Raw genomic sequence first — 19,379 nt, 5'->3', positions numbered from 1 at the left:
GCTTATTGCCCTCCGTCGCTACGCATGCGAAAGCCCTGGCCGCGCAGGGTTTCGATCAGAGCGGGGCGGCCATCCGCTTCGAGCTTGCGGCGCAGGTTCTTGATGTGGACGTCGATCAGGTTGTCGATGGCGATCAGGTCGGCATGCCAGACTTCCTCGGCCAGTTGCTGGCGGCTGACCACCTGGCCGCTGCAGCGGACCAGCAGGACCAGCACGGCATATTCCTTCTGCGTCAGGTCCAGCCGCTGGCCATCGCGCATGACCTCATGGGCCAGCAGGTCGATGCGCAGATCGGCCAGTTGCAGGTGCAGGACCTGCAACTGGCGCGGCCGGCGCAGCAAGGCGTGCAGGCGCGCCAGCAATTCCTCGAAGGCGAATGGCTTGGCCAGGTAATCGTCGACACCGGCCTGCAAGCCCTCGACCTTCTCGCCCAGGGCGTCGCGCGCCGTCAGCATCAGGACCGGCCAGGAAACCTGGGACTGTCGCACGCGCTGGCACAGCGCCAGACCGTCCATGCCGGGCAGCATGCGGTCGAAGATGGCGACGTCGAACGGCTGCGCCAGATGCTCCAGCGCCTCTTCGGCACTGTAGGCAACCGTCACCGTGAAGCCCTCTTCCTGCAAGCCCTGGGCCAGCAGCCGTGCGGCTTTCTTGTCGTCTTCCACCAGCAGGATCTGCATACCTTTCCATTCACGTGCGTCGTCGAGATCGGGATTAAACCATGAGGTACCGGCCCGCTTTCTGAAGAAAGATTCAGAAACAGCCAGACCCAGCCCTCCTATGATAGCGACGTTTTTTGCAGCGCAACCAAAAGGGCGACGGTCCTTTGGCCTGGGCTGAAGAACATCGCAACACCGACAGCAACATCGAGAGCGGCATGACCGCTACGGAGCACCCCGCTCCTCCCTCAACCGCACAGTCCACGGTGCCACCATGAAAATCCGAATCTCTACGCGCAGAGGCGGCGTCGCCCTGCTCGGCGCAGCCGCATTGCTTGCCATCGCCGTGCGCGGCACCCTGCCGCTCATGGCCGGCGAGGTCAAGCCCAATCCTGCGGCCAGTCCCGTCCTGACCCACGAGGGCGAGACCATCGTCATCCCGCCCGAGTCGGCCTTGCGCAGCAGCCTCAAGACCGGCCTGATCGAAGAACACGCCATGGCCATCCCCTTCAGCCTGCCCGCCGTGGTCGAAGCCGATCCGGCACGGCTGGCCAAGATCCTGCCGCCCACCACCGGGCGCATCGTGCATCTGCAGAAGCGCCTGGGCGATGCGGTCAAGGCCGGTGAGGTGCTCTTCGAGATCGAGTCCTCGGACCTGGGCCAGGCCGTCAGCGACGCCCGCAAGGCCCAGGCGGCCCTGACCCTGGCGCGCCGCAACCTGGAACGCCAGCGCAGCCTGGACCAGGCCAACATCTCCGCGCGGCGCGACCTGGAGCAGGCCCAGAGCGATTATGAACAAGCCGACAGCGAAGCCACCCGCGCCCAGGCCCGTGTGGCCGCGCTGGGCGGCTCGGCAGGTGCCGGCAGCGCTGCGCCGCTGGCAGTGCGTGCGCCGGTCAGCGGCCATGTGATCGAACTGAACGCCGCCGTGGGCAGCTTCTGGAACGACACCACGGCCTCGGTGATGACGGTGGCCGACCTGTCCTCGGTCTACGTCAGCGCCAGCGCCCAGGAGAAAGACCTGGCGCGCCTGAAGGTCGGCCAGGATGCCGAACTGGCGCTGGACGCCTATCCCGGCCAGGTACTGCAGTCCAAGGTGCAATCGGTGGCCCAGGTGCTGGACCCGGATACCCGTACCGTGAAAGTCCGCATGCTGGCCGCCAATCCCGATGGCCGGCTCAAGCCCGGCATGTTCGCCCAGGCCACCCTGCGCGAGCCGGCCCGTCCCGGTTTGCTGGTACCGATGACAGCGGTGGTGCAAAGCGGTTTTGCCAATCGCGTCTTCGTGGAAGTGGCGCCGTGGAAGTTCGAGGCCCGCAAGATCAGCCTCGGTGCGCAGATCGGCAACGAGGTCGAGGTCACCGCCGGTCTGGCTTCCGGAGACCGCGTGGTCATCAAGGATGGAGTGCTGCTCAATGATTGAACGTCTCGTCACCCTCTGCTTCCAGCGGCGCGGCATCGTCCAGCTGGTGTTCCTGCTGGCTGGACTCTATGGCTGGTACTGCTGGAACCAGTTGCCCCTGGAAGCCTATCCCGACATCGCCGACGTCACCTCGCAGGTGGTCACCCAGGTCAACGGCCTGGCCGCCGAAGAAGTGGAACAGCAGATCACCATTCCGCTGGAACGCCAGATCATGGGCACGCCGGGCATGCACGTGATGCGTTCGGAAAGTACCTTCGGCCTGTCGCTCATCACCGTGGTCTTCAATGATGGCGCCGAGGATTACTGGTCGCGCCAGCGCCTGCAGGAGCGCATCTCCGCCGTCACCCTGCCCTACGGCGCCCAGCCGGGGCTGGATTCGCTGACCTCGCCCATCGGCGAAATCTACCGCTATACCCTGCAATCGAAGACACGCGACCTGCGCGAACTCTCCGAGCTGCAGTTCTGGAAGGTGATTCCGCGCCTGAAGCAGGTGCCGGGCGTGGTCGACGTCTCCAACTTCGGCGGGCTGACTACGCAATTCATGCTGGAACTGGACCCGGCCAAGCTGATCAAGTACAACACCTCGCTGAACCAGATCAGCCAGGCCATCTCGGCCAATAACGCCAATGCCGGCGGCAGCATCATGCAGCGTGGTGAACAGGGCCTGGTGATCCGCGGCGTCGGACTCATCCGCAGCCTGGATGACCTGGGCAACGTCGTGGTGTCGCAAAAGAATGGCGTGCCGGTACTGGTCAAGGATCTCGGCCGCGTGGTGCTGGGCAACCAGGAACGTCACGGCGTGCTGGGCATCGACGGGCAGTCCGACGCCATCGAAGGCATCACCCTGCTGCTCAAGAACGAAAACCCCTCGCGCGTGATGGAGGGTGTGCACGCGGCGGTGCAGGACCTGAACGACCACATCCTGCCCAAGGACGTCAAGATCGTGCCCTACATCGACCGCAGCAAGCTGGTGGAGGCCACCGTCCATACGGTCGGCAAGACCCTGATGGAGGGCATGGTGATGGTCTCGCTGGTGCTCCTGCTGTTCCTGGGCAGTGCGCGTGCGGCCGCCATCGTGGCCATCACCATCCCGCTGTCGCTGTTGACGGCCTTCATCCTGATGCATCACTTCAAGATCCCGGCCAACCTGCTCTCGCTGGGGGCGATCGACTTCGGCATCCTGGTCGATGGCGCCATCGTGCTGGTGGAAAGCGTGCTGCGCCTGCGTGAAGAACGCCCGCAAGGAGAAATCACCGGGGCCGACATCCTGCAACTGATGCGCCAACTGGCGCGGCCGATCTTCTTCGGCATGCTGGTCATCATCATTGCCTACCTGCCGCTGTTCGCCTTCCAGCGCATCGAATACAAGCTCTTCTCGCCGATGGCCTTTGCGGTGGGCTTTGCCCTGGTGGGCGCGCTGCTGGTGGCCTTGCTGCTCACGCCCGGCCTGTCATGGCTGGCTTATCGCCGCCCGGTCAAGGTCTTCCACAATCCGGTGCTGGCCTGGCTGGAGCCGCGTTACCGCAGCGTGCTGGGACGGCTGGTAGGCAAGTCGCGCTTCGTGCTGGCCCTGACCGCGCTGACCCTGGCCGCCATCGGCGTGCTGGGTGCCACCATCGGGCGCGATTTCCTGCCTTATCTGGATGAAGGATCGATCTGGCTGCAAGTCCAGCTGCCGCCCGGCGTCTCGCTGGACAAGGCCAGCGAACTGGCCGACCGCCTGCGCGCGGCCACCCGGGAGTTCCCCGAGGTCGAGCACATCGTGACCCAGGTCGGCCGCAATGACGATGGCACCGATCCCTTCACGCCCTCGCACATCGAGTGCGCGGTGACCTTGCATCCGTATGACCAGTGGGCCTCCGGCTGGACCAAACAGGAACTGATCGCCCACATGGCCGAGCGCTACAAGAAGCTGGCCGGCATCGACGTCGGTTTCACCCAGCCCATGATTGACGGTGTGCTCGACAAGCTCTCCGGCTCGCACAGCGACCTTGCCGTCAAGATCTTTGGCAACGACTTCAAGGAAATGCGTGTGCTGGCCACCTCGGTGCAGGAAGTCTTGCAGAACGTACCGGGTGCGGCCGATGTGGTCATCGACCAGGAGCCGCGCCTGCCCCAGGTGCGCGTAAACGTCGACCGTGCCGCTGCGGCCCGGCTGGGCATCAACGTGGCCGACATCATGGCGCTGATCCAGACCGGCATCGGCGGCAGTCCGGTGACGCAGGTCTTCATCGAGGAGCGCAGCTACAACGTGGCGGCGGTCTTCAACGACCGTGCCCGGTCCACCCCCGAGGCCCTCGGCAACCTGACGCTGGTGGCGGCCAATGGCGCCCATGTGGCCTTGTCGCAGGTGGCGCACATCACCATGGAAGATGGCGAAACCACCATCACCCGCGAGATGAACCGCCGCCACCTGACGGTACGCCTGAACCTGCGCGGCCGCGACCTGGCCTCCTTCCTGGATGAGGCCAAGGCCCGCATCGCCCAGCAGGTGCATTACGACCACACCCGCTACGACATCGCCTGGGGCGGTCAATTCGAGAACCAGCAGCGCGCCCAGGCTCGCCTGGCGCTGATCCTGCCGATGGCGCTGGCCTTCATGTTCGTGCTGCTCTTTGCCGAGTTCAAGAACCTGCGCCAGCCTGCGCTGATCCTGCTGTGCGTGCCGCTGGCCACCCTCGGCGGCCTGGTCGCCTTGCATCTGCGCGACATGACGCTCAATGTCTCCTCGGCGGTGGGCTTCATTGCACTCTTCGGGGTGGCGGTTCTGAACGCCATCATCATGATGTCCAACCTGAACCGCTGGGTAGGCCAGTCCGGGCTGCCGTTGCGGGAGGCCGTCATCTCCGGTGCGCTGGAACGGATGCGCCCGGTGCTCATGACCGCCACCGTCGCCGCGCTCGGCCTGGTGCCGGCAGCCATCGCCCATGGCCTGGGCAGCGACGTGCAACGGCCACTGGCCACCGTGGTGGTGGGCGGTCTGATGAGCGCCACCATCCTGACCCTGGTGCTGTTGCCAGCCTTGTACTACCTGGTCGAATCCAAGCTGGCGCGCCCTGCCGAGCCGAGCGCCGATGACCATGCCAACTCACGCTGAGGATGACCCCACCATGATCCTGACTTTCATTGCTCCCCGCTGGCCCTGCCTGGCCTGCGCCACCGCGCTAGCCCTGGTCCTCGGCGGCTGCGCCGTCGGACCCGACTTCAAGACGCCCGACGCGCCCAAGGTGAGCGCCTATACCGCCGAAAAGGTGGAGACCGCCAAGTCCCTCGATGGCCAGCATTTCGTCGCCGGCCAGGATGTGCCGGGCCAATGGTGGAAAGCCTTTGGCTCCCCGGCCCTGGATGCCTTGGTCGAGGATGCCCTGGCCCACAACGCCGACCTCGAGGCGGCCCAGGCGGCCTTGCACTCGGCGCGTGAAACCGCATCGGCACAAGGCGGTGGCCTCTGGCCCAGCGTGGACCTGCAATTCAATCCCACGCGCCAGAAGGTCGCCGACACCCTGGCTAGCCCATTGGCCGACAACAGCTACATCTACAACCTGCATACCGCCCAACTCAACATCTCGTATGCGCCTGACATCTTCGGCGGTACCCGCCGCCAGATGGAGGCGAGCCGGGCGCAAGCCGAGGTGCAGCGTTTCCAGCGCAATGCCACCTACCTGACGCTGGTGTCCAACGTGGTGCTGGCGGTGGTCAACGAAGCCAGTCTGCGTGAGCAATTGGAGGCGGCAGAGAAAGCCGAGGCGCTGGCCGCGCAGCAAATGGACCTGGTGCAAAAGCAGCGCGCGCTGGGCGCGCTGGGCCAGGCCGATGTGGCCGCCCAGGAAAGCCTGCTGGCCCAGGCACAGGCGGTCTTGCCGGGCCTGCGCAAGCAACTGGCCCAGCAGCGCGACCAGATTGCGGTGCTGGCCGGACGCTTCCCCGAGCAAGGCGGCACGCCGCAGCTGATGCTGTCGGCCCTGACGCTGCCCTCCGAGCTGCCACTGAGCCTGCCCTCGACCCTGGTGCAGCAGCGCCCCGACGTGCGCGCCGCGCAGGCGCAATTGCAGGCCGCCTCGGCCCAGGTGGGCGTAGCCATGGCCAATCGCCTGCCCAGCTTCTCCATCACTGGCGGCCTCGGCAGCTCGGCCCAGGACATCTCCAATCTGTTCAAGCCGGGAACGGCTTTCTGGAGTCTGGGCCTGGACCTGGCCACCCCCATCTTCCATGGCGGCACCCTACAGCACCAGCAGCACGCCGCCGAAGCCGGCCTCGACCAGGCTCGGGCGCAGTACCGCAGCGTGGTGCTGGGGGCCTTCCAGAACGTGGCCGATACCTTGCACGCAATTGCCGCCGATGCCGATGCACTCAAGGCCGCAGCGCGCGCCGAGGGGGCGGCCCAGCGCGGCTTCGATGCCGCGCAGGCGCAATGGAAGGCCGGACTGGCCGGCTATCCGCAAGTGCTGCTGGCCCAGCAGAATCTGCTGACGGCCAGCCAGTCACGGGTGCAGGCGCAGGCCACGCGCCTGTCCGATACGGTGGCCCTGTTCCAGGCGCTGGGCGGCGGCTGGTGGCACCAGGACCTGTGAGGGTGCAATATGCTCAAGGGGCGCAAGGCCGGCAGGCTGCCGCTCCCCGCAAACCGGAGATCCGTTCATGAACCTGCATACAAAAAACAGCACGATGTGGCGCTTGCCGCTCTGGATGGCGGGCTTGCTGGCGCTGCCCGCTTGCTCATGGAATCCACCCGCCGATTCCCATGTCCAGGCTACGGTCGGTGTGGTACAAAGCGTCATCGATCCGCACACCCAGGCCGACCAGTTGCCGCCCTGCCTGGCCAGCCGGTTGGCCCAGTTGCGCGGGGGAACCCGCTTCGTGGCCATCCGCTATCGCCACTGGGCCAGCCATTTCAATGCCACCACCTATGCGGCATTGGATGAAGATGCCCCGCTGCCTTTGCACCAGGCCGTGCAGATCGTGCCGGGACGATGTGCCCATGACGAACTGGCCATCATCCTGGGTCCTGCGCCATCGCCCATCACTGAAGGAGAAACGCCATGACCGACAAGTCCAACAAGACGACCATTGCCTGGCTGGACCAACCGGAAGAACATGACTATCCGGCCGCCCAGTCCTATCTCAATCTGCTCTACGACGATGCGCACAGCACCGAACTGGTCCGCAAGCTGCGCGCCGCGTCCATGTCCGGCTTCAAGGCCAAGGACATCCTGCGCGCCTCCGGCCTGTCGCCGCTGGGCATGAGCAATGCCCACGTGGAAAAGGACGTCAAGAAGATCCAGGCCGGCACCGCGCTGTCACCGCTGCTGCTGGTACGCCAGGAGGGCCAGCGCACCGTGGTGGCCGATGGCTACCATCGCCTGTGCGCCGTCTACAGCGTCGACGAGGACGCCACCATCCCCTGCAAGATCGTCTGAAGCTGGCTCAGAACCAGTGATTGGCCTGCTTGAGGTCGCTGCGCAGTTCGCGGAAGCAATGATCGGTCCAATGGCTGCGGCTGACTTCGTTGCGGCGCATGAGGACGATCTTGCGCTTGAGCGTGGGCTGCCGCAGCGGCGCCACGTGCAGGCTGTCATCGCGCAGGTAGGTGGTGTAGAGGCTGGGCATGATGCCGATGGCAATGCCCGAGCGCACCACGCCATAGAGCGATTCGCTGTGCACCACCTGATAGCGTCGCGATGAGGCCAGGCCATGCTGCATCAGCGCTGCCGAGGCGAATTCCCACACGCTGCCCTGCGTGAAGAGCACGATCTCTTCCCCCGCCATCTGCCGCCACTGCACTTCCTTGGCGCCCGCCAGGGGATGGCGGCGCGAGACGATCAGCACCAGTTCATCCTCGAACAAGGTCACCGTTTCCAGCGTCTGCGAGGACAGCGAATCGGGCGGCTTGATCCCCACGCAAAAATCCAGCTTGCCCGAATGCAGGGCCTCCAGCAGGGCATCATTGGGCATGTCCTGTAGCAGGATTTCCACATGTTCGTCATGCGCCTGGTTGTAGCGGGCGATCACCGCCGCCGTCAGCGTGACCGCCGAAGGAATGGCACCGACCCGGATGCGATGGCGCCCGGTGCCAATGGCGTGCTCGATATCCTCGAAGATGTTGCTGGCCGTATTGAGCAGGTGGCGCGCGTATTCCAGCACCACGCTGCCCTGCGCGGTCAGGCTGATCTGGTGCGTGGTGCGGTCGAAAAGCCTTGTCCCGAGCTGGTTTTCAAGCTGCTTGATGGAGGCCGACAAGGCCGGCTGGGTCACCGCCAGAACATCGGCGGCACGGCTGAAACTGTTGGTGTCGGCCAGGGTGACCAGGGCCTGCAGATGGCGCAGGGTGACTTTCTGATTCAATTTGATCATGGGAGGCGCGCAAAAGAAGTCTGCAGGCGGGCAATCAACTGATGGGAAACTCCGCCCGGTTATAAATCCAATTTATGAAATTATAAATATAAACAAATTATATTATTTCACGTCTTGTCCTATCCTCCACACCGTTCGCAGCGAATTCCAACAATGAACGGTCGCAAGACCATCTCAACACCACAGGGGCAGGCATGAAAAAACATTGGATGATAGGGGCGCTGGCCATTCCGGCAGCGCTGGCTGGCGCGCAGGCGCAGGCACAGAGCAAGGTCGAGATCTACGGTCTCATTTCGGGCGGGGTGGGTTACCTCACCAACCAGGGCGGTCCGCACAACTTCGAAGCCCTGTCGGGCACCAACCAGAACCCGCGCATCGGCTTCCGCGGCCAGGAAGACCTGGGCGGCGGCAACAAGGCCATCTTCACCATGGAAAACGGCTTCAACATGATGACCGGCGCGGCCGCGCAGAGTGGCCGCCTGTTCGGCCGCCAGTCCTGGGTGGGTCTGGCCTCCAACAGCATGGGTACCGTCACCCTGGGCCGCCAGTACGAAGCGGTCAAGGATTACCTGGGCCCCGTGGTCATCGCCAGCAACGGCGTGCACATCGGCGACAACGACAACGGCTACAACAACCTGCGCGTGCAGAACTCGGTCAAGTACGTCAGCCCGATGTTCAACGACTTCAACGTCACCGCCTTGTATGGATTTGGCGAAGCGGCGGGTGATGCATCGCTGAACCGCGTCATGAGCATCGGCTCCGGCTACAAGGGCGGCAACTTCCGCTGGGCCGTGGCCTATACCCAGATGGACCAGCCCAACAGCAGCAAGAGCCCGGATGGTGCCATGGGCAATGACTACGCCAGTTCGCTGCTGATCTTCAACAAGAGCGCGGTCAACAGCTCGGCAGGCGTGCGTCGCCAGCGCATCGCCGGCACCGGCGGCTTCTACATCGTGGGCAACACCGACTTTGGTGCCATGTACAGCAACGTCAAGTACGAATACCTGGACAACACCAGGCTGACGCTGCAGAACTTCGACATCAACGTCGTGCACCACACCACGCCGGCCCTGAACCTGGGCGCGTCCTACTTCTACACCACCGGCAAGTACGACACCATCAACACCAACCCGAAGTGGCACCAGATCAACCTGCAGGCGGATTACTTCCTGTCCAAGCGTACCGACGTGGCCATCACCTACAGCTACCAGCTGGCAGCGGGTGATGCCACCAAGGCCACCATCTTCGGCTTCCCCTCGTCCAGCGACAAGAAGCAGGCCGTGCTGATGCTGGGCATGCGTCACGTGTTCTAAAACTGTTCTGTTCTCCCCCAGGCCTGGTCAGTGGCTCCCGCGCTGGCCGGGCCTACAATATGCAGTCTTTTTACCGGTAACAAGGATCGCCATGTTCAAGCCCGCCCGTTTCTTTCGTCCCCTCGCCGCACTGGCCATGACCGGCCTCGGCCTGTCCTTGCTGGCGGCGCCGGCCCACGCGGAAAAGCGCACGCTGGTGCTGTCGGCGTATCCGATTTCCCAGCCGCTGTTCAACAAGCTGGTCTATGCGCCCTTCAAGGAAAAATGCGGCTGCGAGATCGTGGTGGAAACCGGCAACAACGCCGACCGCATCGCCAAGCTCGACGCCCGCCGCAACAATCCGGTGGTGGACCTGGTGCTGCTGTCGGACTTCGGCATGCTGGAAGCTGCCCGCAAGGGGCTGGTACAGCCGCTGGACTACGGCAAGCTGAAGAACACCAACCAGATCTATCCGTTCGCCCGCAATCCCATCGGCGGCAATTACGCGGTCGGCTACACCATCTATTCGGTCGGCCTGGTCTACCGCAGCGACAAGACGCGCGCCCCGCAATCCTGGAAGGATCTGTGGAAGCCCGAGCTCAAGGGCCGCCTGGCCCTGCCGGACGTGAGCACCACCCAGGGCCCGCTGGCGCTGCAGATGGCCGACCTGGCCTGGGGCGGCAAGGGCGGCGACTTTGCCACCGGCCTGCAGAAGATCCTGGCGATCAAGAACAACGTGGTCACCTTTACCAAGAACAGCGCGCAATTGTCCTCGCTCTTTGCCCAGGACGAGATCTGGGTGGCACCGGTGGCGCGCTTCACCTGGTCGCAGCTGATGAAGACCGGCATGCCCCTGAAGTGGGCCATTCCCGCCGAAGGCCAGGCTGCCGGCATGAACGTGATGGGCATCGTGGCCAAGTCCAAGAATGCCGACCTGGCCTACCAGCTGATGGACTTCTGGCTCTCCAAGGAAGTACAGACCGCCCTGGCGATGGAACTGGTGGACTCGCCCGTCAACACCCAGGTGGTGCTGCCCAAGGACAAGGCCGAGTTCAACACCTATGGCGGCGAACATATCGCCTCGCTCAAGTTCGTCAAGCCGGAAGACCTGTTGAAGCACCGCTCGGGCTGGCTGGAGCAGTGGAACAAGGGCATCAGCAAATAAGCCAATATTTTCATATCGTGGCGACGCCTGCCGGATGCAGTGCGTCGTCCTTCTCTTTCCGGACATCGTTTGCGCCTCATGCTCGCCTCTTCCAAAACGCGCCTGGGTCTGATACTGGTCACCCCTGCGCTGATCTTCACATCGGTCTGTTTCCTGCTCCCGGTGGGGGCCTTGCTGCTGGATGCCTTGCGCATCGGCGGGCCGGACAGCCTCGACGGCGGTCCGCTGCAATGGAGCCTGGCACGCTTCGCTGACTTCTTTGCCGAACCGCTGCATCTGCAAGTGCTGTGGCGCACCCTGCGCATCGCCGCCCTGGTCACGCTCTGCTCGGCCCTGCTCTGCTATCCCGCCGCCCAGGCCATCGTGCGCGTGGCCCCGCGCTGGCGCGGGCTGGTGCTGGGCATGATGATCCTGCCGCTGATGGTCTCGCCCATTGCGCGGACCTATGCCTGGATTGTCCTGTTCGGGCGCAATGGCGCGGTCAATGCGGTGCTGCTGCAGCTGGGCCTGGCCGATGAGCCGCAGCGGCTGCTCTTTACCGAGATGGCGGTCTTCGTCGGCCTGCTGCAGTTGTTGTTGCCGCTGATGCTGATGTCGCTGGTCAGCGCCATGGAAAACATTTCCGCCGACCTGGCCCTGGCCGCCTCCACCCTGGGCGCCAATGCCTGGCAGGTGTTCACCCGCGTGACCCTGCCGCTGACGCAGGAAGGGCTGATCGTCGGCGGCACCCTGGTCTTCACCGGCAGCGTCACGGCCTACGTGACGCCCGCATTGCTGGGCGGGCCCAAGGTCTTGATGCTGGAAACGCTGCTCTACCAGAAGGTCAGCGTGGAAAGTGATTTCGGCACCGCCAACGTGATCGCGGTGATCCTGGTGGCGATGACGCTGGCCGTCAACGCCGGTTTGAAACGCATTGCCGCTCCCCGGAGGACGACATGAAACAAGGACTCTTCCCGCGCGTGGTGCTGTGGGCCGTGATGCTGTTCCTGCTGGGACCGTTCATCATCGTCTTCCTGGCCGGCTTCAGCGGTGGCGAGACGCTGGCCTTCCCACCGCCTTCCTATTCGCTGCGCTGGATCATCGCGGTGCTGCAGGCCGATGAATTCCGCCAGGCCTTCGGCACCAGCCTGGAGATCGGCTTGCTGGCCACCGTGATCGCGCTGTTGCTGGGCGTGCCCGTGGCCTATGCCATGTCGCGCATGCCACCGCCGGGCATGGCGGTGATCAAGCAGGTGCTGACCTCGCCGCTCATCATCCCGGCCATGCTGGTCGGCCTGGGCCTGTTGCGCCACTTCGTGCTGGTGATCGATGCACCGGTGTTCCTGGGCTTATTGATCGGCCACGTCGGCCTGTTGACACCCTATGCGGTGCGGGTGGTTTATTCCAGCCTGGCCAACCTGCGCGTGGACATCGAGGAAGCCGCCATCACGCTGGGCGCCACGCGGGCCCAAACCTTCCGGCTGGTGGTGCTGCCCAATATCCGGGGCGCGGTGATCGCGGCCTTCTTCCTGGCCTTCGTGACCTCCTTCAACCAGGTGCCGGTGTCGCTGTTCCTGACCGGGCCGGGCATCAGTACCTTGCCCATCGAGATGCTGGGCCATATGGAAAACAGTTTCGACCCGTCCATTGCGGCGCTGTCCACGCTGCTGGTGCTGTTCACCATGGCTTTCGTGCTGGTCACCGAAAAGGTGCTGGGCATTTCCAAATACATGTGATGTGAGAACGTGATGAGTTACCTGAATCTGCAGCAAGTAGCGCTCGGCTACGGCAACGCCAGGACCGCCGTCGAAGGCCTGGAGCTGGCGGTCGCACGGGGCGAACTGATTTCCCTGCTGGGCCCCAGCGGCTGCGGCAAGACCACCACCATGCGCGCCATCGCCGGCCTGATCGACCTGCGTGCCGGCAGCATCGCCCTGGACGGCCGCGACATCAGCCGCCTGCCTCCCAACAAGCGCGACATCGGCCTGGTGTTCCAGTCCTATGCCCTGTTCCCGCACCTGAACGTATTCGACAACGTGGCCTTCGGCCTGCGCCTGCGCAAGGTGCCCGCCGCCGAACTGCGCCAGCGCGTGGAGAAGGTGATCGCCGCCGTCGGCCTGGCCGGTTTCGAAGCGCGCCTGCCGGCCCAGATGTCGGGCGGCCAGCAACAGCGCGTGGCGCTGGCGCGGGCCATCGTGATCGAGCCCAAGCTGCTGCTGCTCGACGAACCCCTCTCCAACCTCGATGCCAAGCTGCGCGTGCAGATGCGCGCCGAGCTGCGCCGCATCCAGCGCGAACTGGGCATCACCATGCTCTACGTCACCCACGATCAAGACGAGGCGCTGGCCATGTCGGACCGCATCGTCGTGATGAACGGCGGCAAGATCGAGCAGCTCGATACGCCGGAGCAGCTGTTCAACGCGCCGCGCACGCGTTTCGTGGCCAATTTCATGGGCTTCGAGAATCTGTTCGATTATTCCAATGGCCACTTGCACGGTATGGCCGGGCAATTGCCGCTGGCCGGGCTCCCAGCCGGTACCGCCTGCGCCGGCTGGCGCGTTCAGCAGGTGCAGATTGGCAGCGGGCCGCATGAGGGCCGCGTGCTCTCGCGAGGCTTCCTCGGCGAGCAGGTGCAATACCTGCTGCAGACGGCGTTGGGCGAAGTGCGCGGCATGGCCCCGGCCGCCCTGGCCTCGGCCCGCGAAGGCGATCAGGTGCGCTTTGACCTGCCCGCGCAGCACGCGCTGGCGCTGGCCGCCTGAACCTCCACTCCGGACTGTTGAAGAAGAAGACGAACATGCACAAGATCTGGCTCGATACCGACCCCGGCTTTGACGACTGGCTGGCCATGCTGATGCTCTCGGCCAACCTGGACGTGCACTGGCTGGGCGTGTCGGTGGTGGCGGGCAATGCCCCGCTGGTGACGACCTATGACAATGCGCTGCGCATCAAGCAGCATTACCGGCTCGACGTGCCGGTCTATGCCGGCTGCGACAAGCCGCTGGCCGGCACCATCGAAACCGCCCAATCCATCCTCGGTGAAGCCGGCATGGCCACCACCGGCGAGACCCTGCCGCAGGTCGATATCGCTGCCCTCGAAGCGCGCCAGTCGCGGCAGCTGCAGCGCGATCCGCTTCCGCACGCCGTGGATGCCATGATCGAAGCGATCCGCCTGCATGCCGGCCAGATCACGCTCATGTGCATCGCCCCGCTGACCAATGTGGCCGTGGCTCTGCAGCGCGCGCCCGAGATCGCCGGCATGGTCAAGGAAATCATCCTCATGGGTGGCTCGGCCGACCAGGGCAATCACACGGCCGCCGCCGAATTCAACATCTTTGCCGATCCGGAAGCAGCCGATGTGGTGTTCCGCTCCGGTATCCCGCTGCGCATGTTCGGCCTGAACCTGTGCCGCCAGCTGCTGGTGACCGCCGCCGAGGTGCAGCAGGTCCGTGCGCTGGGTACGGCGCGTGCCAGGTGGCTGGCCGGTTACTTCGAGGCTTACCTGCGCATCCGCAGTCCCGATGGCTCGGTGCCCATGCCCATGTATGACCCGGCCGTGGCGATCTGGCTCAAGCGTCCGGAATTGTTCAGCTTCCAGCCAGCCCGGGTGGAGATCGAATTGCAGGGCCGTCTCACGCGCGGCATGACCGTGTGCGAATTCCGCGTGCCACGCCGCGCCCAGCCCAATACCGAGGTGGCCATGACGGTCGACGGTCCGCGCGCCATGCAGTGCATGATGCAGGAGCTGCTGGGCAGCCTGTCCTGACAGCGCGACCGCATCCTCTTCCCGCCACGGCCCATTCCACTGACTTGCGTTTCATGACCTTCCAAGACGAACACGACACCGGCCCGCTCACGCTCGAACAATTCGTGCGCGCGCTGCCCAAGGTCGAATTGCATTGCCACCTGTTCGGCGCAGTGCGCCGCCAGACCTTCAGCGAACTCTCCGCCCGCGCCGGCCATCCGGTCTCGCCGGAGGAAATCGAGGCCTTCTACACCCGCGGCGAAAAACCGGTCGGCGTGCTGCGTGTGCTGCGCGCCCTCGATGCCGTGCTGATCCGCCAGCCCGATGACCTCTACCGCATCACCCATGAATACCTGCAGGATGCCCATGCCCATGGCGTGGCCTACAGCGAATTCTTCTGGAACCCGACCGGTACGGTACGCGTGTCGGGCATCCCCTACGCGCAGGCCCAGGCCGCCATCGTGCGCGCCATCGCTGATGCCGAGCGCGAGATTGGCATCATCGGCCGCTTGATTCCCAGCATCGACCGCGAAGCCAGCCCCGAGGAAGCCGTGGCCATGGTGCAATGGATGCTGGCTGCGCGCGCGCCGCAAGTGGTCGGTATCGGCATGGATTACCGCGAGAACGATCGTCCGCCGGAACTCTTCGAAGCCGCCTACCGCCTGGCCCGCGAGGCCGGCTTGAAGACCACGGCCCACGCCGGCGAATTCGGCATGCCCTGGCACAACGTCGCTACCGCCATCGATCTCCTGCAGGTGGACCGTATCGACCACGGCTACACCATCGTCGACAACCCGGCGCTGATGCAGCGCTGCATCGAGCGCGGTCTGGTCTTCACGGTGGTGCCGACCAATTCCTACTACCTGCGCACCCTCGCGCCCGAGCGCTGGGCGCTGGATCATCCGATCCGCAAGATGCTGGCTGCCGGTCTGCGCCTGCACCCCAATACCGATGACCCGACCCTGCACCTGGTCACCCCGACCGGCGCCTGGCTGATGATGCTGCAACTGGGTGCCGACGTGGATGATCTCAAGCAGTTCATGCGCAACGGTCTCGATGCGGCCTGGATGGACGAGACCCTGCGCCAGCAATGGCGCCCGCGCTGGGATGATCGCTTCGACCAGTTGCGCGCGCGCCTGCGGTCCTGATGGGCCGACGCGTCAGGAGGCCATGTCGATGACCATGCCATCCTGATCGGCGCTTTCCCCTTGCTCCAGCCGGAAGCTGGCCAGCAGCTCGGCCATGCGTTCGCTGGCCAGGCGCATGGCTTCGGCGGCGGCTGAGGATTGCTGCACCAGGGCGACGTTACGCTGGGTGGCCTGGTCCATGGCGCTGACCGACTGGCTGATCCGGCGCACACCGGCCGATTGCTGGGTACTGGCACTGGCCAGTTCGCTGATGACCAGGCTGACCCGCCCGACCTGCGCCACCACCTCCTGCATGCTGCGCCCTGCGGTCTGTGCACGTGCGCTACCTTGCTCGATTCCGGTCATCGCCTCGGCAAGCAGGCTCCTGACCTCCTGCGCGGCATCGGCCGAACGTTGCGCCAGGTCGTGCACTTCGGCCGCCACGACCGCAAAGCCATGTCCATGGTTGCCCGCGTGAGCCGCCTCGACCGCCGCATTCAACGCCAGCAGATTGGTCTGGGAGGCCAGGCCATCCATCTTCGCCACGATGTCCTCGATGCGCTTGGCGGCCAGGTGGACGGCGTGCATGTTGCCGACCATCTCGCTGACGGCGACGCCCCCATCCAGTGCCGATTGCGCCGCCGTCCTGGCCAGGGTGCAGGCCCGCTGTGCGCGGGCCGCGCTCTGCTGCACGGTGGTGCTCAACTGCTCCATGGCGGCGGCAGTCTGCTGCAGAGAACAGCATTGCTGCTCGGCGCGGGTGGCCAGATTGAGCGCGCTGTCGGAAATCTCGCCGGCCGATCCATGCATGACCCGCGCGCCATGCCGTACCTGCCGCACCAGGTGGCTCAAGCCCTGGCGCATGTCCTGCAGGGAGGACAGCAACTGCCCGGTTTCTCCCTTGAAACCGCCTTCGATGCGTCCGCACAGATCCCCTTTGGCCGCACGCGAGGCCACCTGGGCCGCCTGCGACAGCGGGCCGGCGACCAGCCAGTACAGGCTCATCACGCTCGCGGCCAGGACCAGCAGCACCATCGCGCCGACCATCGCGAACATCGTGTTGCGATGCTCCCTGATCTGGCGCGCCTGGGCGATCTCGCGAGCCGTGCGGGCATCCAGCATGGATTGGAGCTCCTCCATCGAACGCATCATCCTTGCCTTGGCCAGGTGATAGCGGCGGTCATGCAGCAGGCGGCGGGCCTGTGCCAGATCGTCCTCGGCCAGTTCCGGCTCCTCCTGCGGGCGGTCCCGCAAATGCCGCCGCACCAGTTCCATGGCGTGCGACTCGGTCGCCCATAGCACCGTAGAACGGCTGCGTACCTTGGCCACCGCGTCCATCTCCTCGCGGTGGAAGCCGGCTTGCTGCATCAGCTCGCTCAGGGCAACGATCAAGGTGCTGTCCGGACGCGGCGGCCGCCCGTCGGCATCCACCAGATCCCAGTAGATGCGCTCGTAGTGCTCCGGGCGGGGGCGCCTGCCGTCGCGGATCTCGGCGATGGCGTGGTATTGCCGTTCATACTCCGCATCGCCAGTGAGCACGAAGCTGCGCGCCAGGCGCGTCAGGTCATCGGCCCCCTGGCGCAGTTCGGCCACCAGGCGCTGCGCCGCCTCGCGGCGGGCGTAGGCCTTGGCCAGGGCTTCCCCCGCCTCCGATTCGGCCATGGCGGCCGTCACCAGCAGTGCCAGCAGCACGGTGATCGCCACCGTCAGCGCCACCAGAATCTGCCTGATGGAAAACCATTTGTAGATCGACATGCGCCCCTCCCTCGTTCGTTTGAAGATGCCGCGCCCCTCGCCTGCACCTGAAGGCGCAGGCTCAGCTGATGCGGCAGGCGGACGATACGTGGTGCGCACGTCTTTGTGCGGGATGACAAAAACATGCTGGAACAATCTCGAATTACTTCGTTTTTCTTCTCGAATTAATTGGAGTTTCTCGCTAAACCTATCCAATTACTTGCTAAAAAGATCGGCTCATTTTTCTGTTATCAGTGACAGTTTTCCAACGAAAGAACGAGCCCGAGCAGAAAAACGCACCAAGGTTCACAATAGCGGTCTTTGCAATGCAGCATTCCTTCTCCATGAACCCTGTCAGTAGTGCCGCCCGGCATGCGCCGCGCCATCCTCCGAACCATCCGCGTTTCCTGCTGTTCCTGATCTGCGCCTTCGCCTCGGCCGGGCAACTGGCCATCGACCTGTACGTCCCGGCGCTGCCGGAGATGGCCATCGACTACGCCACCTCGGCCCAGGCCATCCAGAGCAGCGTGACCGGCTACCTGATCGCCTACGCGGTGGGGCAACTGGTGTTCGGGCCGCTGGCCGACGCCTATGGCCGCAAACGCGTCCTCATGCTGGGGCTGGGCCTGTTCACGCTGGGTTGCGCGCTCTCCCTGGCCGCGCCCAACCTGGAGACCTTTGTCGCCGCGCGGGTGCTGCAGGGCTTCGGCATTGCCGCCACCAACCTGCTGGCCAAGGCCATCATCACCGACTCCTTCGCCGGCCAGGCCCTGGTGCATGCCTACACCTACATGGCCATCGCCTGGGGCTTGGGGCCCATCATTGCGCCGGTGATCGGCGCGCATCTGCAGGAAGCCTTCGGCTGGCGCTCCTGCCTGGTGTTCCTGCTGGTCTATTCGTTCGGCATGTGGGCGATCTTGTGGAAATATCGCGAGACGCTGGGGCAAGCGGTGCATCTGCATCCGGCCACGCTGTTCAGGAATGCCCGCATGGTGCTGGCCAGCCCGGTGTTCCAGAGCTGTTTCCTGGCACAAGGGCTGTGCTACGGCATCCTGCTGGTGTTCAACATCGTCGGCCCCTTCATGGTGCAGAACACGCTGCACCAGCCGCCGACCTTCTTCGGCTACCTGGCGCTGGCCATCGGCATGGCGTATTTCCTGGGTGGCATCTCCAATCGCCTCCACCATCACCGCCTGCCCTCGCCGGAGCAGCGCCTGCGCATCGGCGCACGCGTCATGACGGCGGCCGCCTTCGCCATGCTGGCGCTGGCACTGACCGTCGGGCTGCAGGTGTGGACGCTGATTGCACCGGTGCTGGTGATGGGCTTCTGCGCCGGGGCCATGTATCCGACGCTGATGGCCAAGGGCAATTCGATCTTCCCGCACATTGCCGGGCTCACCAGTGCCATCCTGGGCTTTGCGCTGCTGCTGGTCTCTGCAGGCATGATGGCGCTGGCCGGTTTCGTCTCCATCCATAGCCTGGCGCCGCTGGCGGTGTTCTTCTGCATCGTCGGGCTGACCGTGATCGCCATGGTGGGCAAGCTGCTGCAGCATCTGCAGGCGCCCACGGTGGCGGTGACGTTGCAAGTTCGCCCATCAGAAAAACCCTGATACCGGCGCCGTGGCAAGCGGCATACGATATGGCCATCGACACTGATTCATTCCCGGGAGGACCCCATGGCCATCATCCAGACCCTGCTGCACTACGGTAGCTATCTCGCCGCCTTCTACGCCTTGTACCTGCTGGCAGGCAGCCTGGCCTTCGGTCTGATCGTTTGGCAGAAGGTGTACAGCAAATCGCAGCGCCAGCCGATACCGGTGCGTGTGCGTGCGCGCCACCCGCGAATGGATGGGCGTGACCGGGATTCGTATCACCACTGAGGCCTTGCTGCGCGGGGCGCAGTC

Annotated in this window: 17 protein-coding genes; 14 read left to right on the top strand and 3 right to left on the bottom strand. The window is 64.8% G+C overall.

The annotated features are described in order from the left end of the window. Window positions 1-2: 2 nt before the first annotated feature. Window positions 3-680, bottom strand: coding sequence for a response regulator transcription factor (locus ACVC5H_RS12935; RefSeq protein ID WP_489618313.1), 678 nt, complete (start codon window positions 678-680; stop codon window positions 3-5). 253 nt (window positions 681-933) lie between these two features. Between ACVC5H_RS12935 and ACVC5H_RS12930 the strand changes: the two genes are divergently transcribed. The 5 genes from ACVC5H_RS12930 (at window position 934) to ACVC5H_RS12910 (ending at window position 7,499) form a co-directional block, all read left to right on the top strand. Beyond that, window positions 934-2,082: an efflux RND transporter periplasmic adaptor subunit gene (locus ACVC5H_RS12930; RefSeq protein ID WP_489618312.1), complete on the top strand. Its 1,149-nt coding sequence runs from the start codon at window positions 934-936 to the stop codon at window positions 2,080-2,082. Beyond that, window positions 2,075-5,179 (top strand): efflux RND transporter permease subunit, encoded by a 3,105-nt coding sequence (locus ACVC5H_RS12925; RefSeq protein WP_489618311.1) that lies wholly within the window; start codon window positions 2,075-2,077, stop codon window positions 5,177-5,179. Before ACVC5H_RS12930 ends, ACVC5H_RS12925 begins: the two co-directional genes overlap by 8 nt. A 13-nt stretch (window positions 5,180-5,192) precedes the next feature. Further along, on the top strand, window positions 5,193-6,653 hold the full coding sequence (locus tag ACVC5H_RS12920; RefSeq protein WP_489618310.1) for an efflux transporter outer membrane subunit: 1,461 nt from the start codon (window positions 5,193-5,195) through the stop codon (window positions 6,651-6,653). Between the two features lie 67 nt (window positions 6,654-6,720). Further along, the gene (locus ACVC5H_RS12915) at window positions 6,721-7,125 is read left to right on the top strand and encodes a hypothetical protein (RefSeq protein ID WP_489618309.1); all 405 of its coding nucleotides are present in this window, start codon (window positions 6,721-6,723) and stop codon (window positions 7,123-7,125) included. Further along, a complete protein-coding gene (locus ACVC5H_RS12910) occupies window positions 7,122-7,499 on the top strand; it encodes a hypothetical protein (RefSeq protein WP_489618308.1) in 378 nt (125 codons plus the stop codon). The genes ACVC5H_RS12915 and ACVC5H_RS12910 overlap by 4 nt, the downstream gene beginning before the upstream one ends. 7 nt (window positions 7,500-7,506) lie before the next feature. Here ACVC5H_RS12910 and ACVC5H_RS12905 read toward each other — a convergent pair whose 3' ends face one another. After that, entirely contained in the window at window positions 7,507-8,433 is a 927-nt protein-coding gene (locus ACVC5H_RS12905; protein ID WP_489618307.1) for a LysR family transcriptional regulator, read from the bottom strand. 194 nt (window positions 8,434-8,627) lie between these two features. Between ACVC5H_RS12905 and ACVC5H_RS12900 the strand changes: the two genes are divergently transcribed. The 7 genes from ACVC5H_RS12900 (at window position 8,628) to ACVC5H_RS12870 (ending at window position 15,762) form a co-directional block, all read left to right on the top strand. Continuing rightward, a complete protein-coding gene (locus ACVC5H_RS12900) occupies window positions 8,628-9,746 on the top strand; it encodes a porin (RefSeq protein ID WP_489618306.1) in 1,119 nt (372 codons plus the stop codon). 91 nt (window positions 9,747-9,837) lie between these two features. Further along, window positions 9,838-10,890, top strand: coding sequence for an ABC transporter substrate-binding protein (locus tag ACVC5H_RS12895; RefSeq protein WP_489618305.1), 1,053 nt, complete (start codon window positions 9,838-9,840; stop codon window positions 10,888-10,890). Between the two features lie 78 nt (window positions 10,891-10,968). Beyond that, window positions 10,969-11,829, top strand: coding sequence for an ABC transporter permease (locus ACVC5H_RS12890; protein ID WP_489618304.1), 861 nt, complete (start codon window positions 10,969-10,971; stop codon window positions 11,827-11,829). Continuing rightward, window positions 11,826-12,605: an ABC transporter permease gene (locus ACVC5H_RS12885; RefSeq protein WP_489618303.1), complete on the top strand. Its 780-nt coding sequence runs from the start codon at window positions 11,826-11,828 to the stop codon at window positions 12,603-12,605. The genes ACVC5H_RS12890 and ACVC5H_RS12885 overlap by 4 nt, the downstream gene beginning before the upstream one ends. A gap of 12 nt (window positions 12,606-12,617) precedes the next feature. Continuing rightward, window positions 12,618-13,631 (top strand): ABC transporter ATP-binding protein, encoded by a 1,014-nt coding sequence (locus ACVC5H_RS12880; protein ID WP_489618302.1) that lies wholly within the window; start codon window positions 12,618-12,620, stop codon window positions 13,629-13,631. Between the two features lie 35 nt (window positions 13,632-13,666). Beyond that, window positions 13,667-14,635, top strand: coding sequence for a nucleoside hydrolase (locus ACVC5H_RS12875; protein WP_489618301.1), 969 nt, complete (start codon window positions 13,667-13,669; stop codon window positions 14,633-14,635). A gap of 53 nt (window positions 14,636-14,688) precedes the next feature. Continuing rightward, the gene (locus tag ACVC5H_RS12870) at window positions 14,689-15,762 is read left to right on the top strand and encodes an adenosine deaminase family protein (RefSeq protein ID WP_489618300.1); all 1,074 of its coding nucleotides are present in this window, start codon (window positions 14,689-14,691) and stop codon (window positions 15,760-15,762) included. 12 nt (window positions 15,763-15,774) lie between these two features. On the opposite strand, the gene ACVC5H_RS12865 is transcribed toward ACVC5H_RS12870, so the two are convergent. Next, complete coding sequence (locus tag ACVC5H_RS12865; protein WP_489618299.1) at window positions 15,775-17,496, bottom strand: methyl-accepting chemotaxis protein; 1,722 nt, start codon at window positions 17,494-17,496, stop codon at window positions 15,775-15,777. Window positions 17,497-17,819: 323 nt separating this feature from the next. Here ACVC5H_RS12865 and ACVC5H_RS12860 point away from each other — a divergent pair, with 323 nt between their 5' ends. Both ACVC5H_RS12860 and ACVC5H_RS12855 read left to right on the top strand, forming a co-directional pair. Continuing rightward, window positions 17,820-19,085: a multidrug effflux MFS transporter gene (locus ACVC5H_RS12860; protein ID WP_489618298.1), complete on the top strand. Its 1,266-nt coding sequence runs from the start codon at window positions 17,820-17,822 to the stop codon at window positions 19,083-19,085. A 66-nt stretch (window positions 19,086-19,151) separates the two neighbouring features. After that, window positions 19,152-19,355, top strand: a complete 204-nt coding sequence (locus ACVC5H_RS12855) for a hypothetical protein (protein WP_489618297.1) — start codon at window positions 19,152-19,154, stop codon at window positions 19,353-19,355. Window positions 19,356-19,379: the final 24 nt, after the last annotated feature.

The sequence above is a fragment of the Herbaspirillum sp. Her3 genome (assembly GCF_057961275.1).
The sequence above is the reverse complement of the archived record's forward strand: the minus strand, read 5'-3'. Positions and strand labels throughout refer to the sequence as shown.

Bases quoted from the DNA above. Each gene is read 5' to 3' on its own strand.
- ACVC5H_RS12935 (WP_489618313.1), bottom strand. From the start codon at position 680: ATGCAGATCCTGCTGGTGGAAGACGACAAGAAAGCCGCACGGCTGCTG.
- ACVC5H_RS12925 (WP_489618311.1), top strand. From the start codon at position 2,075: ATGATTGAACGTCTCGTCACCCTCTGCTTCCAGCGGCGCGGCATCGTC.
- ACVC5H_RS12875 (WP_489618301.1), top strand. From the start codon at position 13,667: ATGCACAAGATCTGGCTCGATACCGACCCCGGCTTTGACGACTGGCTG.
- ACVC5H_RS12915 (WP_489618309.1), top strand. From the start codon at position 6,721: ATGAACCTGCATACAAAAAACAGCACGATGTGGCGCTTGCCGCTCTGG.
- ACVC5H_RS12865 (WP_489618299.1), bottom strand. From the start codon at position 17,496: ATGTCGATCTACAAATGGTTTTCCATCAGGCAGATTCTGGTGGCGCTG.
- ACVC5H_RS12870 (WP_489618300.1), top strand. From the start codon at position 14,689: ATGACCTTCCAAGACGAACACGACACCGGCCCGCTCACGCTCGAACAA.
- ACVC5H_RS12880 (WP_489618302.1), top strand. From the start codon at position 12,618: ATGAGTTACCTGAATCTGCAGCAAGTAGCGCTCGGCTACGGCAACGCC.
- ACVC5H_RS12900 (WP_489618306.1), top strand. From the start codon at position 8,628: ATGAAAAAACATTGGATGATAGGGGCGCTGGCCATTCCGGCAGCGCTG.
- ACVC5H_RS12910 (WP_489618308.1), top strand. From the start codon at position 7,122: ATGACCGACAAGTCCAACAAGACGACCATTGCCTGGCTGGACCAACCG.
- ACVC5H_RS12890 (WP_489618304.1), top strand. From the start codon at position 10,969: ATGCTCGCCTCTTCCAAAACGCGCCTGGGTCTGATACTGGTCACCCCT.
- ACVC5H_RS12860 (WP_489618298.1), top strand. From the start codon at position 17,820: ATGAACCCTGTCAGTAGTGCCGCCCGGCATGCGCCGCGCCATCCTCCG.
- ACVC5H_RS12885 (WP_489618303.1), top strand. From the start codon at position 11,826: ATGAAACAAGGACTCTTCCCGCGCGTGGTGCTGTGGGCCGTGATGCTG.
- ACVC5H_RS12905 (WP_489618307.1), bottom strand. From the start codon at position 8,433: ATGATCAAATTGAATCAGAAAGTCACCCTGCGCCATCTGCAGGCCCTG.
- ACVC5H_RS12930 (WP_489618312.1), top strand. From the start codon at position 934: ATGAAAATCCGAATCTCTACGCGCAGAGGCGGCGTCGCCCTGCTCGGC.
- ACVC5H_RS12920 (WP_489618310.1), top strand. From the start codon at position 5,193: ATGATCCTGACTTTCATTGCTCCCCGCTGGCCCTGCCTGGCCTGCGCC.
- ACVC5H_RS12855 (WP_489618297.1), top strand. From the start codon at position 19,152: ATGGCCATCATCCAGACCCTGCTGCACTACGGTAGCTATCTCGCCGCC.
- ACVC5H_RS12895 (WP_489618305.1), top strand. From the start codon at position 9,838: ATGTTCAAGCCCGCCCGTTTCTTTCGTCCCCTCGCCGCACTGGCCATG.